Below are 15287 nucleotides of genomic sequence, written 5' to 3'. Positions count from 1 at the left end.
CATGAAAATAACTTTAATGGAAAAGTGAAAATCATTTTTGGTGTCACTTATCCATTAAAGGCTGTTTCATGGATAAGTGAGGCACTTTTTCAACGTCACTCTTCCGTTAAGTGGCATTTCATGAAAGAGCGGCGTCTATTGGTAAACGTAGTACCTCTAAAAAGAACAGCAAAAAGCCACTTCATCTAATCTTTTTAGATGAAGTGGCTTTTAAAATGTAGTTTACCGTTCAATACTTATTTTTCTAATAAAAATTGGACGGAAATAGCTTCTGGACCAGCGTGTGTCATCACGCTTGGACTAGCGTAAGAAACCATTGGTTCAACATGAGGAAAAGTCGTTTTCAGCATGTTTAAAATAGTCGTTGAGTATTCGCTCATACCAACATGAGTAAAACCGATAGCAATAACTTTTTTAGGTGCATCATGAAGGGTGTGGCAGATTTCCTTATAACGCTTCACAATTGACTTCGTTCCACGTCCTTTAGAATCTGAATGCAGTTTTCCATCAGTCATTTCTAAAGTAGCTTTGATATTCATTAAAGAAGTAAATTTGCCCATAGTTTTACCAATTCGGCCGCCTTTTATCATGTTCTCAAGGTTTGCAATGCTGATATAAAGGATGGTTCTAGATTTTATATCTTCTAAATGATCAAGCACTTCCTCTATTGACGAAGCATTTTCTGCAAATTCAGCTGCAGCTAGGACTTGAAAAGCCATTCCGCGCGCACAAAATTTAGAATCAATAACGGTTACATTTCCATCAGCTAACTTTGCGGCTTGATGCGCTGATTGAACTGTTCCACTTAAGGTTTCAGTTACATGAATAGATAAAACTTCACTTCCGTCAGCTGTTAATGTATTGTAGGTCTCTAAAAATTTCCCAACAGGTGGCTGAGAAGATTTTGGCAATGTAGGCGATTGTTGCATTTTTTGTAAAAATTCTTCGTTTGTTATTTCGATATCGTCATGATAAACTATTTCATCAATTGTAGAAGATAAAGGTACGACTGTAATGCCGTAACGAGCTGTTTCTTCGTCGGTTAATTCAACGGTTGAATCGGTTACAATTTTTAATTTCATTAATAAGCTCCTTAAATAAGTTCTTGCTTTAGTATAAAGGAAAATACTTAAGAAAAGTATAAATTCTCGTTATACAGTGATTTTATGCAAATATAAGTAAAAAAGTAAAGCCCTCGTCTTTATGAATAAGGGCTTTACTTAAATTTAATTTTTTTCTGCAGAATCAATAGATGCATATTTAAAACTTCGACTACCAAATACTGGACGATAAATATCTTTTACATAAGGCTTCTCAAGATAAGCTTCAGCTGTTTGGTAAACTGGAACATGGACATAATGTTCGCCTAAAGCAACTTTTTCAATTTCAATCAAAGTATTCCATCTTTCTGTGGCATCATCATATTGTTGATTGCTTTGATCGATGAGCGCATCAATGTCCTCAAATGAATAATTTCCGCGATTGATATCTGTATCAAAACGTTCAATGAAATTAATAGGATCTGCAAAATCAGCTAACCAATAAGAGGTTGCTATTTCGTAGTTGCCAGATTTAATATTGTCTAATCTAGAGTTATCTGGCATTTGACGAATATCAATCGTTAAACCAGGTAAATTGTTTTGTAACTCGCTTTGAAGAAATTCGGCTAATTTTTTACTGTCTTCAGAATCAGAAGTCGTTAATTCCAATGAAATACTCTCCGTTCCCAATTCGTCTAAACCAGTTTGCCATGCTTCTTGAGCTGTTTCTACATTGTATTCCACAACATCTCCAGCGTCTTCACGAAAATCAACGCTTGTTTCAGGATTTTTTGCTAAACCATTTGGAACATGGCCAAAAATGGGTTGAGATCCATTTAAAAGAACATTATCTGTAAAACCTTGACGATTGATAGCGTAAGTTAACGCCTTACGGATATTTTCATTCGCTAATTCTGGAACTGCATGATTCACTTCAATATAGTTGATCCATGCTTTGCCATTCGTTTTAAAATCAGGATTTTCTGTATACTGGGCAACGAAATCGCCAGATAAATTGATCGAGTCTAACTCGCCAGATTCAAATAAATTAAGCCCTGTACCAACTTCTTTAACAACTTGAGTATTGATTTCATCTAATATAACAGTATCTTTGTCCCAATACTCATCGTTTTTTAGATATTTCCAAGAATCTCCTGAAGCAGCATCCCAATCAGCTAGAGTAAAAGGACCGTTATAAATAACATTATCTGCATTCAGACCATAGTTTTCACCTTGTTCCATTACAAAGGCTTTATTTTGTGGAAAATAAGAGGGAATGGTCAAAACATCAAGGAAATAGGGAACAGGTTTTTCTAAAGTTACTTTTAATGTCTTATCATCAACGGCTTCTACTCCTAGTTCATCGACAGGTGTTTCACCGTTTAAAATTGCTTCAGCATTATTGATGATTCCAGAAAATAAGTAAGCATATCCAGAACCGTTTTCAGGATTTACCATTCTTTTCCATGCAAAAACAAAATCATCAGCTGTAACAGGTGTTCCATTTGACCAATTAGCATCCTCACGAAGAGTGAATGTATAAGTTAACCCGTCTTCAGTTACTTCAGGCATAGTTGCTGCATTTCCAGGTACTAAATTTCCGTCTAAATCATAGGTGATCAAGCCTTCGAAGACATTGTTCATAGGTGTGAAATTGGTAGTAGATATCGTGGTATCCATCGTATCCATTTCTGAATCAGCAGCTAAATTTAAGATTTGTTGTTCTTCACCATTATTCTCTGTATTTTCTTGTCCTGTATTTCCACATGCGCTTAACACTGCAACGGAAGCAAGAGTTAAAAAACTAAGTTGTTTAACCGTTCTTTTCATATGTCACACTCTTTTCCTTAAAAAGTATAGAAGAATATTTCTATACCAATTTAATTTTTGTTTCTTTTATTGTATCATGTAAAGTCTTTTTTTGAGTAACGAATGCAACTAGCTAACTAATCATTCGTTAGCCTTGATTAAAAAAAGAGGCTGAAAGAAATTAAAAAGCGTTATCGTTGGAAGCGTTTCTTTTATTTGATATGATGTAAGAAATACAAAATAGAAATGAAAGGTGTGGAAGTAGATGAAAAAAATTCAAGCAGCATATCCTACAATTGAAGAAACAACTGCAAAAGTTGAGCAATTGTTACAAGAAGGCTACAGATCGGATAATATTACCGTAGTCGCAAAAAAAGAAAAGATCGAAGCGATTAAAAACCAAACTATAGCAGAGGTTGAAGCAGTTACTACTGTAGAGGAATCAAACTCTGTATGGGAAAAAGTAAAACAGGTTTTTTCAAATGAAGAGGATAGTCCACTTGAAAAATATCACTTTAGTAAAAAACAAACAGAAGAATATACAAAAGCCATTAAAAATGGGGAATATGTAGTGATTATTGATGATGATACAGAGCATGTGGATGATGCTAGAAAAGCCCATGTCATCCCTATTGCACCAACTGGGAATAATACAGCGTCAGGATTTGGATCAATTCCTATCATCCCAAGTGCTGGGGTGAACCCCGGAGCAGCAAAAGAAGATACGGATGAGGATAGTCTTGCTGATTCAACATTGCCACCAAAAGATACTCAATAGTCATCATGCAAGGTTTAATTAAATAACTAATGGAGTTACACAGTTGTGTGACTCTTTTGGTGTTTTATAAAAGGGAGGAAATCAAATGCTTTTTGTCATTGATATGCAAAATGATTTTGTAGATGAAGGAAAAGGAATGCTTTCAGTTACAAATGCTGAAAAATTAGTGCCAAAAATAATTAAAGAAATACAAGAACAAGAAAAAAAAGGAGAACCTGTTTATTATACGTTAAATCAACATGATTTAGAGGATGATGATCGATTAGATGAAGAAAAGCAATGGGGATTGGAGTTATTTGGCCCGTTAAAAGAAGCCTTGAAAAAACATAAAGCGATTAAGAAAAAATTCCATTCTATTTCTCCTGAGGATGCTGCAGAATTAAGAAGCCAATATGAAGATGATCCGGATAGAGTGATTGAGTTTATTGGTGTAGAAACGAATGTGTGTGTCTTATCTAATGCTGTTATGTTGCATAATTCTTTCCCGCTTGCGACTATAGCAGTGCTTAAAGATATATGTGCAGGCTCTACTGAAAAATTGCATAACGAAGCTTTAGATGTGATGGAAAGTTTGAAAATAGAAATCCATTAATTGAGTTGATAATTGTGTTAAAAAAACGGGTTATTTTAATCAAACTGATACACCGTTTAAGAAAGGTGTATCAGTTGAATACTCCGAAACTATAGTATATTATCTTGGTAAGAGGTATGTTATAAATTAAATGATAGCGTTTACTACTATGGGGTTAGTATACGAAAAATTTTAACTATTGTAAAAGGAAGGTTGGTTGAGGATGAAGAAAAGAAAAAGGTCTTGGTTATCTTTGAGCCTACTAGCAGGAACAGTTCTTTTGTTGGCTGCATGTGGAAATGGAAATGAGGAAGCTAACAATACAGGAGAAGATGGTAAAAAAACGTTAGAATTTTGGTCATTTTGGGGATCAGGTCCTCGTCGTGAAAAGATTGAAGCCCTTATTGAAGATTTTAATGCTTCACAAGACGAAATAGAAGTAGAACATGTTTACCAACCTTGGGGGGATATATGGACAAAATCATTAGCTTCGATTGCAGCTGGAGATCCACCTGATATTATTGTTCAAGATATTAATTCAGTTGAACAACGAGCAGATGCACAACAAGCAATGAGTATTCAAAGTTATCTAGACGAAGAAGATGAAGATATCCAATCACGTTTTTACCCTCAATTGTGGGATACTGTCCTTTATGAAGATGAAGCTTATGCACTGCCATTCAATACAGATACACAAGTTCTTTTTTACAATAAAGATTTATTTGAAGAAGTTGGTCTAGACCCAGAGAATCCGCCTAAGACTTGGGAAGAATTAGAAGAATATGCACGAGCTTTAGATAAGAAAAATGGTGATTCATGGGAACGAATCGGTTTTTATCCTTTATGGAACCTTGGTACAGACGTTTGGGCATTAAATGCTGACAATGGTACCAGTTGGTTTGATGAAGAGGGAAATGTAACAATCAATACACCTAAAAAAGTTGAAGCTCTTGAATGGATTTTGGAATGGCAGGATTACTATGGTGAAGATACCATTAATACCTATGAAGCAGAATTCGGATCTGGTGTATCAGATCCATTTGTTTCTGGACTAGTAGGAATTCGTGCTCAAAATATCAATTATTATACAGAATTACTTGAAAATGCACCGGATGATTTTAATTTTGGTGTAGTGGCTTTGCCTGAACATGAAGAAGGCTCTGGCAATTGGTCGTGGGGTGGAGGATTTGTATTAGAAATTCCAGATGGGGCAGAGAATCCTGAAGCTTCATATGAATTTATGAAATACTTGACTTCAACTGAAGTACAAGAGGAATTTGGGTTGAATAGCTTTGATATCATGGCGAATAAAGAAGCAAATGAAAATCTGACGAAACATCCAGACTTAGATGAAGAAGGGCAAATGATTTATGAATTGGCAGATAAGAATCTTGAAGAAACTGTTATTACACCGGTACCATTAACAGCTCCAGATTTTTCTGCATTAGTAAATGAGCAAATTGATGAGGCCTTACTTGGAAACAAAACGGCTAAAGAAGCTTTAGATGATGCTCAGTCTTCTGTCGAAAGTCTTGTTGAACAAAACAAATAATATATAAGAAGATAGTATTACAAAGTAGTATGGCGACAAAGTAATTTATCTTTGTCGCCTTTATTTATTTTTATAAGAGAGGTGACACAATGGAAGCCGTAAAAAAACAAAAAAAGAAAAGAACAAAGAGGCAGAAAAAAGAAGCACTGTGGGGTCTCCTTTTTGTTTCACCATTCATTATTGGTTTTGCTATTTTTATGCTTGGACCCATGTTGTTTTCTTTCATTGGAAGTTTTACAAATTACAACTTAACATCCAGAATGGATTATATAGGACTAGATAATTTTAAACGGATGTTTACGCTAGATGAACTTTTTTGGAAATCTCTTTACAATACAGCTTATTATGTTTTATTTAATGTGCCTCTTACAGCTGTGGGAAGTGTTTTGTTAGCTGTATTATTAAATCAACGAGTGCGTGGTATTTCTATTTTTAGGACAATTTTTTACTTGCCTGCTATTCTCTCAGGAGTAGCTGTTTATGTGTTATGGATGCAGATGCTTTCACCATCATCGGGCTTGGTCAATGTTGTTTTATCTTGGTTTAGCATTGATGGACCAGCATGGCTGTTTGATCCTAATTGGACAAAACCTGCATTGATCTTAATGAAATTGTGGAGTGTTGGGGGAGCTATGCTGCTTTACTTGGCAACACTGCAAAACGTTCCAAACCAATTATATGAATCAGCAGAAATAGATGGAGCTAGCGCATTTGCACGCTTTCGCCATATTACTTTGCCAATGATCACACCAATTATTTTTTATGATGTGGTTACTTCGACAATTGGCGCTTTTCAAATTTTTCAAGAAGCATATGTCATGTCAGAAAGTGGAACAAATGGTCCAGCAAATTCCTTATTGTTCTACAATTTACATATGTGGAACAAAGCCTTTGTAGCTTTTGATATGGGATATGCTATGGCTATGTCGATGATTCTTTTTGTCATTGTATTAAGTTTAACGTTTATCAATATGAAATTAGCCCCTCGTTGGGTACACTATGGAGGAGGGCGAAGTGAATGATTGAATCAACATCTTTAAAAGAAGCTACAGATGTACCTAAACAGAAGCATTTTAAGAGCAGGAAAAGACAAAAAAAAATTGGACAAATTGTCACATACATTCTTTTAATCGGTATCAGTATTGTTCTCTTAGCTCCGCTCTTTTGGATGGTTTTTACTTCTTTGAAACCAATGGAAGAAGTTGTTCAGTTTCCACCGACTTTCTTCCCTGAGACATTTCAATGGTCGAATTATACTGAAACCATTCAAGCTTTTCCGTTTTTCCAATACATGAAAAACACATTGTATATCACTTTTTTTGTGGTTCTTGGAAATGTGGTATCTAATTCATTTATTGCATATGGTTTTGCTAAAATTTCTTTTCCAGGCAAAAAGTTCTTATTTTCTTTAGTTTTAGCAACTATGATGATACCTGGATTTGTTACTATGATCCCACAATACATTTTATTCACCAAAATCGGATGGGTAGGAACTTATTTACCGCTGATTGTGCCCTCATTTTTTGGAAGTGCATTTAATATCTTTTTGATGCGTCAATTTTATCTTTCCATTAATGACGAATTAATTGAAGCAGCTCAAATAGATGGAGCCAACCACTTATTTATTTGGAGCCGTTTGATGGTCCCTTTAACTAAGCCTGCCTTAATTACGATCGGGATTACTTCTTTTAATGGAGCATGGAATGATTTTCTTGGGCCATTGCTTTATATTCATGATGAAGATATGTATACGCTACAAATCGGTTTGCAATCGTTCCAAAGTCAATCTTCTACTCAGTGGAACTATTTAATGGCGGGAGCAACTCTGGTTATGATTCCAACGGTACTGTTATTCTTCTTTGCTCAAAAATACTTTATTCAAGGAATGGATCTAACTGGTGGAACAAAAGGTTAGCTTTAAAAAAGTTTTTAATTTATGAAAGATTGTGTTAGAAGGGAGGTAGTTGAAAATGAAAAAACTTGATTTAACAAATAGTGTGGTTGAAGGAACAGAATGGATCTCGCGTTTAGCCATTGCTAATCTAGTATGGCTGTTATTTTCCCTGCCTCTCATTACACTCATTCCAGCAACTGGTGCGTTGTTTCAATTAATGAGCGACTGGTCTAATGGAGAAACGGCTAAACCTATTTTCCGTACTTTTATGCATTATTTTAAACAAAACTTTTGGAGTAGTTTTAAGATTGGATTGCCAGTTTGCATCATTATGTTTATTTTATTTTTAGATAGTTGGTTTTTAAATACCCAGATGACCGCTACAGCAGGCATACAAATCTATAAATACGCTCTTTATACTTTTGGCATACTATTTGGATTAACTTCTTTATACAGCTGTCCATTATCAAAAAAAGTGAATGTATCTGTATCTCGCCTTTTTTTAACAGGTATGGTACTAATGGTCAGTCAACCACTGATCAGCTTATTATTGCTGATCAGTATAATTGTTATGGCAATAGTCTTATTGAAATGGCCAGCACTAGCTTTCTTTTTTTCAGTCAGCGTACTAGCTTGGCTCGCAACGTTAGCCATGGATAAAGCCTATAAAAAGAATAGTAAGAATATACTTAAAGAACAAGCGAATAATAGTGATCTAACATAAGGCGGTGCCAAATGAAAAAAACAACTGGAACGATCTTATTAGTGATCAGCAATATCTTATCGACAGGAACTCTAATCGTTATTTCTTATGGACTTATCAGGCTCAGTGCTATAGAAATTGAAGGAGCACCTCCTTCCTATGCAGGCGCTATACAAATCATATTATTGATTTTATTGTTCGAATTGGTAAAATGGTTTAGTTTTTATCAAATTATTTATAAAAATAAGTCTTTCTATCTAATTCCTTATCTTTTGCTAAGCATTTTTCTAGCGACGGCGGGATTAAAACAAGTGCCGGCATTTATTTTAGGAGTTCTTTATTTTATTTCAATTGTACTGCTATTTTTTTCGACCAAAGATATTCAAGCTAAAAGTGAACCTACTAAACTAAGAGAACATAGTGAAACAGAGGAAACACCCAAATCGAATTTAGAAAAAATAGGATTTTTCTTATTGCTTATGATTACCCTATATGATGGAGTTGGTCTAGTAAATTCATTGTTTTTAATCAATTCGAATTTAATGCATCAATCGATGCTGTTAGTGCAGTTCATTCTTGTACCATTAATTGTAATGATAATGTCTTTCTATGCATTGGTTAAAATATGGGAAAACCGTTATTCTCCTTGGAAATATTTATTTCTTGCTTTAGCTCTTTTTTATGGACTGTCAATTGTAAGAATGTTGTTTATTGGAATAGAAACGGGTACTTCGATTACGGAGACCAATTCTAATCCGATAGCGATATTTATAGTGACACAGGTGATTGTTGTTGTAGTCTATTTAGTTGGTTTTATATTATTAAATAGAGAGACACACCGTAAATGAAAAATACTGATAGTAACGGGAAAATAAGTTGAGGAGGGTTAAAGGATGATGTTTTTACAAATAGCTTCGAAGCTGATTGTTGGTTTGATAGGGTTACTATTAGTTGCACGACTTTTAGGAAAAAAAACGTTGTCAGAAATTACTCCGTTTGATTTGATCTATACGCTCGTTCTGGGCGGGATTTTAGAAGAATCAATATATGATGATAAAGTGAATGCTTTGCATTTTTTATTCGCAGTTGCGTTATGGGGAATAATGATTTATTTCTTGGAATCGGTTGTACAAAAAAAGGATAAATTAAATACATTCATAAAAGGCACCCCTTCTGTTTTGATCTATGAGGGAGAACTAAATTTATTAGAAATCAAGAATAATCATATTGAAATGGAACAATTAAGATCTATGTTGAGAAGTCAAAACTGTTTTTCTTTGAGAACCGTTAAATATGCTGTTTTAGAAATAGGCGGCTCTATCAGCGTAATGAATAAGTCAGAAGAAGACGAAGAATTTTCTTATTTATTAGTTGATGAAAGTGTCATAGAAATAAAAACATTACAGTCTATTGGGAAAGACAAAAAGTGGTTGATTGAAAATTTAAAAGAAGAAGGATATCAAAACCTTGAAGAGATTGTTTATGCTGAATGGTCTCCTAAACAAGGTTTATATGTAAAGACTTATCAACAATCAGAAAACAAACAAATCAAACTAGAAAATTGATTAATTGATAGAGTTCTTTTATTCAATATATTTATTAATAAATAGCGAAAATGTAAGCTGCTATTTTTGATTTAAAAAATAGAATAATGTAGACTTAATTAATCAAAGCAATACAAATGGTATTTTATTTACCATTTATCTTTAGCAATAAAAATAAAAAAGAAGGAGTGAGGGAAATGGAACATGTAAAAGCTTTAGTAATAAAAGCTATTATGATTTGGGCTATTTTATGGATAGTATTGACAGGGATATATGATGTAAGTTTTATGGACTCTACGATTGTCGGGGTTATCATTGTAGTCTTGATTTATATTTTAGGTGACTTGGTTATTTTGAGAAAAATCGGAAATGTTGCAGCTACAATCGCTGATTCAGGGGCAGCAGCTATTATCTTATGGATCTATCTTACTTCTATGGACTACACAACAGACTTATGGATGAAAGTACTGATCCCTGCTATTTTAATTGGCGGAGGAGAATGGTTCTTCCATAAATGGTTATTAAAACAAAATATTGTACCAGATGAAAGAAAAATGAAATAAATTTAACGATTTTACTGAAAGGTTTAGGATGAAAGATATCCTAAACCTTTTTTTGTACAGTCAAATAAGTGTTAGCAAAAGACTAAAAAGTATCTTCATTAAATAGTAATTAGTTCAACTACATTTAATAAAATTTTTAAAGTAAGTTAGAAATAATGTAAAGGATAGTTTGACTTGACAATCCTAATCGAATAACTCATGCTAAATAAAAAGAATGTGCAGTGTGAAAGGGAAAACAATGAATCTATTCGTTCGATTGATACTAAAGATAGTATCTTCACCAAAAATCAATATGCAAGAAGACTATATCTGGGTAAGGAAAGCACAACAACTGTTTTCAAAGAAGCCTAAAAAAGGCTATCGAATATTGGATAAGAAAATTTATTCAGAGGATCAATCACATGATATTCCAGTCCGCATATTTTACCCAAAGGAACCATTAAATGAAGATGTCTTAGTTTTTTTTCATGGAGGTGGTTGGGTAATAGGCGACATTGATACCTACACGAGTGCTTGTATCAATATGGCTGATTTAACGGGAAGAGTCGTATATTCCGTTGATTATCGATTAGCACCAGAATTTCCTTACCCCTCAGGTTTGGAAGATTGTTACCAAGTTGCAGAAACCTTGATGGCTCAACTGGAACTGAGTGGTTTATTGGATGCCTCACAAATTACGTTGATTGGAGATTCGGCCGGCGGAAATTTAGTTGCAGCTGTTTCTTTATTATTGAGAGATAGAGAAAAACAAATTCCGACTAAACAAATATTACTGTATCCCGTAACTTATTGGAACCATACCAAAAGTTCACCGTTTAAATCGATTCGTACGAACGGATACGAATATGGGTTAACCGCAAAAAAAATTCAAGAATACATGGAGATGTATGAACCTAATAAAGCTAACCGTAAGAATCCTTATATTGCGCCTTTGATGGCAAAAGATTTAACTCATCAACCTAAAACATTGATTATAACGGCTGAATTTGATCCGTTACGGGATGAGGGAGAGATGTTTGGTATAGCTTTAAAGGAAGCTGGAAATGAGGTAGTCATTCAACGTATTGGAGGGGCTGTGCATGGATTTATAACTTATCCTAAAATTGCAGCTCCGGTGACAGCGACTTATCAAGCCATAAATGAATTTTTAAACTGATTCAAAGGAATTTTTACCCAAGTGAAAGGAGGAGAATAATGAAAAGAACCAAAAGAAAAACATGGGTGCGCTTAGATAATGCATCCAATATTTTTCTTGCAGCAATGACTGGCTTTGATACAAAAGTTTTTCGTTTAAGTGCAGCCATGGAAGATTCAATAGATCCAGAACTTTTGCAACAGGCTCTGGATAAAACATTTGAGTCTTATCTACTGTATCATAGTGTACTGCGTAGAGGAGTATTTTGGTATTACTTAGAAGAAAGCGATCTTAAGCCACAAGTGATGTTAGACGAACAACCACCCTGTTCTCAATTGTATCACTATGATCGCAAAGAATTGTTATTTCGAGTGATCTATTATCAAAATCGAATTCATTTGGAAGTTTTTCATGCTTTATCAGATGGAACAGGAGCATTGTGGTTTTTTGAAGATTTACTGAGTGAATATGTTCTCCTTCGGTATGCTCATCCGTCTACTGAACTAAATGAGGAAAATTCTCGTTCAATGCATCCTATCGAACAGATGGATACAGATAGTTTTATTCATTATTTTCGCCATAAAGGTCAACGCAGCTATATCGAAGCGACTCAATCTGCTATCCGAAAATTAACAGGAGCCAGCAAGACGGTTGGGAAATTTGCATTGCGTTATGGAAAAAAAGCTATTCAATATGAAACAGCACCTGAACAGAAAAACGTGAAGAAAAAGAAAGTTTATCAAGTGAAAGGCAAGCGAACTATTGATAACCGAACGCATGTTATCGAGTTAGATATGCCAGTTCACCCCGTTTTGGCATTAGCGCATGAACAAGAGGCTTCTCTTACGATTTATTTAACGGCATTATTTATGGAAGCCATTCGAAAAACAGATCCAGCTGTACAAAATGGAATGACCATAGCTGTATCAGTTCCAGTTAATCTAAGACAATTTTATTATTCCAATTCAGCACGAAACTTTTTCAGTACCACACGGTTGGAATACACATATGATCCATCAGAAGAAACAACGTTAGCCATCATTTGTGAGACACTTAAAGAACAACTTCAACAACAGCTTAGTCCAGAAAGTTTAGAAAAACGATTGAACAACTTGATAGCCTATGAATTCAACCCCTTTACGAGAGTCATCATCCGTCCAATCAAGGATGTTGTTTTAAAAGTAATCAATTATTTTAACAATCGAGGGTTGACATTTGCCATGTCTAACTTAGGTAAGGTACATTTGCCTCAAGGAATTGATGAAAAAGTGCATCAATTTTATTTTCAAACATCTGCTGTCAGACCACAGTTCTGTGTCATTAGTCACCACGATCATTTATCGATCTGCTTAAATTCGCCATTTGTTGAAACCACCATTTCTAAACAATTTGTTAGAGATCTAACGGCTCTAGGGATACCAGTGACCATATCAGCCAACAAGATAAGCGAGATTACTAGTGAGGAGTGAAAAATATGAGTTATTGCCAACACTGTCAGGTAACCGTTAACGGCGATTGGTTAACTTGTCCACTTTGTCATCAATCGTTAGAAAAAGGTTCTGACACACCGATACCGAATCCTTATCCAGATATCCCGTTACGTTTTAACAAGGAACAAGTTATCCGGATATTGATGATTATTTCTCTTGCGACTATCAGTATATCTTTGATTATTGAATTGTTTTGGCTGCATTCAGCCAAAGGTCTGAATATCATTTCATTTGGTATTGTGAGCATGTGGTTAGTTCTATTGATCATTATTCGGAAGCGGCGAAATATTGCTAAAAGCATTGTTTATTTGATTGTTTCTTTATCCTTACTAAGTATTTATTGGGATTATGTAGGCGGTTGGTCAGCTTGGTCAACGACTCATGCGGTGCCTATGATTTGTATATTTGCGCTCGTTGCTATGTATATTGCAGTCCGATTAGTGAAAATAGAAGTTGGAGATTATATTTTATATCTGCTATGTGCTGCCTTAATAGGTTTTATACCAGCCGTATTTCTTTTCTTTAATTGGGTAACCACTCCATTACCTTCATGGCTGTCTATTGGTTTTAGCACAGTTATGCTAGTCATAACGATTATTTTTTATCGAGTAGAGGTTTTAAAAGAATTGGAAAAAAGAATGATGATTTAGAAATTAGATTTTGAGAGTAGAAAAAAACCTGTTCTTAAACCAGCTCCACCTAGCTTACACAATACTATTGAGTTAGATAAATAAAAGTAATAACAAAACTAGATCATTGACGTCTTGTAACTAACGTCAATGATCTAGTTTTGTTTGTATAAGTTTAAAATAATCGTGTACAAGAATAAGTATAAATTCTTTTCTTGCTAAGTATAAATTTATTTTAAGATATATGAGAAAGTTGTTTTTGCATTTCTAATAAATCGATGCGACGCACTTCTCTTGGTAAAAAACGACGGATATCGTCATCGTTGAAACCAATTTGCAATCTTTTTTCGTCGATCAAAATAGGTCGGCGAATCAGACTTGGCTCTTCTTGAATCAATTCCAATACTTCAGATAATGAAAATTCATCTATCGGCACATTTAAATTTTGAAAGGCTTGTGAACGGTATGAGATAATATCTTCTGTTCCATTTTCTGTCAGACGTAGAATTGCTTTCAGTTCTGAAATAGTCAAACTTTCGTTGAAAATATTTTTTTCAATAAAAGGTAGGTTATTTTCTTCTAACCATGATTTTGCTTTACGACATGAAGCTGAGCTAGGTGTTGTATATAACGTAATCATTTTTTCACTCTCCTGTTTAGAATTAAACTAATTTATAAATGCTCAACGAAACTGGAATTCGTTTACAAGTAGTATCTTACTATGAATGTGTACGAAATGCAACGTCTATTTGTCACATAGAGTTCACAAATTTGTGACAAATAGACGTAATTTTTGTGAAGTGCTGTAATGAAATTGTAAAGAAAGAGTCTAAGGCGAGAAATTTTGATTAAAAAGCGCTATGTGTTAATCTAATAAAAAGAGCGCAACAAAACTTAGGAGGTCATTGACATGAAAGTCGCCGTTATTGGAGCAACAGGAAGAGCTGGCAGCTTAATTGCTAAAGAAGCAAAAGATAGAGGCCATAAAGTAACGGCCATTGTAAGAAATGCGGAAAAAATGGCCGATAAAGATATAAGGGTAGTAGAAAAAGCCTTTTTTACACTAACCTCAGAAGATATAAAAAAATATGATGTAGTTGTAAATGCTTTTGGTACAGGGATGGAACAAGAAGAAGCTGTCAAACATGTACAATTTGGTAAAATTTTAATTGAAGCTTTAAAAGAAGCACCTGATACAAGGCTGATTGTTGTAGGTGGAGCAGGCAGTTTGTATCTAAATGAAGATAAAACACTACGAGTAATGGATACGCCAGATTTACCGACTTTTTTTCAACCTACAGCAATCAATCAAGCTAAAAATTTGGAGGATCTAGAACAAGCTGCTGGTATAAAATGGACTTTCGTCAGTCCAGCACTGGATTTTGATGCTACAGGAAAACGAACGGGTACTTATCAAACTGGTAGAGATCAAGTGATCGTTAATTCAAAAAATCAAAGTTATATTAGTTATGCGGATTTTGCTATCGCTATCGTAGATGAAATCGAACAAGCAGCACACATTAACGAACGATTTACAGTCGTATCCGAATCTGAATAATAGACAAATAAAAGGAACCTA

General features: G+C 34.5%; 16 protein-coding genes. 13 read left to right on the top strand and 3 right to left on the bottom strand.

Annotated elements, in window-relative coordinates:
• Nucleotides 1–236: 236 nt before the first annotated feature.
• Nucleotides 237–1082, bottom strand: a complete 846-nt coding sequence (locus ABS911_RS03515; RefSeq protein WP_350466330.1) for a DegV family protein — start codon at nt 1080–1082, stop codon at nt 237–239.
• A 144-nt stretch (nt 1083–1226) separates the two neighbouring features.
• The gene (locus tag ABS911_RS03510; protein ID WP_350466329.1) at nt 1227–2870 is read right to left on the bottom strand and encodes a peptide ABC transporter substrate-binding protein; all 1644 of its coding nucleotides are present in this window, start codon (nt 2868–2870) and stop codon (nt 1227–1229) included.
• Between the two features lie 244 nt (nt 2871–3114).
• On the opposite strand from ABS911_RS03510, the gene ABS911_RS03505 reads away from it, so the two are divergent.
• The 12 genes from ABS911_RS03505 (at nt 3115) to ABS911_RS03450 (ending at nt 13729) form a co-directional block, all read left to right on the top strand.
• The gene (locus ABS911_RS03505) at nt 3115–3627 is read left to right on the top strand and encodes a general stress protein (RefSeq protein ID WP_350466328.1); all 513 of its coding nucleotides are present in this window, start codon (nt 3115–3117) and stop codon (nt 3625–3627) included.
• A gap of 85 nt (nt 3628–3712) precedes the next feature.
• The gene (locus tag ABS911_RS03500; protein WP_350466327.1) at nt 3713–4219 is read left to right on the top strand and encodes a cysteine hydrolase family protein; all 507 of its coding nucleotides are present in this window, start codon (nt 3713–3715) and stop codon (nt 4217–4219) included.
• 202 nt (nt 4220–4421) lie between these two features.
• Nucleotides 4422–5750 carry an ABC transporter substrate-binding protein gene (locus ABS911_RS03495; protein ID WP_350466326.1) on the top strand — a complete coding sequence of 443 codons (1329 nt, stop codon included), beginning with the start codon at nt 4422–4424 and terminating at the stop codon, nt 5748–5750.
• Nucleotides 5751–5839: 89 nt separating this feature from the next.
• Nucleotides 5840–6772 (top strand): carbohydrate ABC transporter permease, encoded by a 933-nt coding sequence (locus ABS911_RS03490; protein WP_350466325.1) that lies wholly within the window; start codon nt 5840–5842, stop codon nt 6770–6772.
• 146 nt (nt 6773–6918) lie between these two features.
• Nucleotides 6919–7665 (top strand): carbohydrate ABC transporter permease, encoded by a 747-nt coding sequence (locus ABS911_RS03485; RefSeq protein WP_425304617.1) that lies wholly within the window; start codon nt 6919–6921, stop codon nt 7663–7665.
• A 55-nt stretch (nt 7666–7720) separates the two neighbouring features.
• Nucleotides 7721–8368, top strand: coding sequence for a YesL family protein (locus ABS911_RS03480; protein WP_350466324.1), 648 nt, complete (start codon nt 7721–7723; stop codon nt 8366–8368).
• An 11-nt stretch (nt 8369–8379) separates the two neighbouring features.
• Entirely contained in the window at nt 8380–9195 is an 816-nt protein-coding gene (locus ABS911_RS03475) for a hypothetical protein (RefSeq protein ID WP_350466323.1), read from the top strand.
• A gap of 48 nt (nt 9196–9243) precedes the next feature.
• Entirely contained in the window at nt 9244–9912 is a 669-nt protein-coding gene (locus ABS911_RS03470) for a DUF421 domain-containing protein (RefSeq protein ID WP_350466350.1), read from the top strand.
• Between the two features lie 176 nt (nt 9913–10088).
• Nucleotides 10089–10454 carry a DUF2512 family protein gene (locus ABS911_RS03465; RefSeq protein WP_350466322.1) on the top strand — a complete coding sequence of 122 codons (366 nt, stop codon included), beginning with the start codon at nt 10089–10091 and terminating at the stop codon, nt 10452–10454.
• Nucleotides 10455–10692: 238 nt separating this feature from the next.
• Entirely contained in the window at nt 10693–11610 is a 918-nt protein-coding gene (locus tag ABS911_RS03460; protein ID WP_350466321.1) for an alpha/beta hydrolase, read from the top strand.
• A 38-nt stretch (nt 11611–11648) separates the two neighbouring features.
• Nucleotides 11649–13058, top strand: a complete 1410-nt coding sequence (locus ABS911_RS03455) for an alcohol acetyltransferase (RefSeq protein ID WP_350466320.1) — start codon at nt 11649–11651, stop codon at nt 13056–13058.
• A gap of 5 nt (nt 13059–13063) precedes the next feature.
• On the top strand, nt 13064–13729 hold the full coding sequence (locus ABS911_RS03450) for a DUF6320 domain-containing protein (RefSeq protein WP_350466319.1): 666 nt from the start codon (nt 13064–13066) through the stop codon (nt 13727–13729).
• 214 nt (nt 13730–13943) lie between these two features.
• Here ABS911_RS03450 and spxA read toward each other — a convergent pair whose 3' ends face one another.
• A complete protein-coding gene (spxA, locus tag ABS911_RS03445) occupies nt 13944–14348 on the bottom strand; it encodes a transcriptional regulator SpxA (protein ID WP_013711643.1) in 405 nt (134 codons plus the stop codon).
• A gap of 270 nt (nt 14349–14618) precedes the next feature.
• Between spxA and ABS911_RS03440 the strand changes: the two genes are divergently transcribed.
• Nucleotides 14619–15266, top strand: coding sequence for an NAD(P)-dependent oxidoreductase (locus tag ABS911_RS03440; protein WP_350466318.1), 648 nt, complete (start codon nt 14619–14621; stop codon nt 15264–15266).
• Nucleotides 15267–15287 lie beyond the last annotated feature (21 nt).

Source organism: Carnobacterium sp. (assembly GCF_040274425.1).
This window is presented reverse-complemented; position numbering and strand designations above follow the sequence as displayed.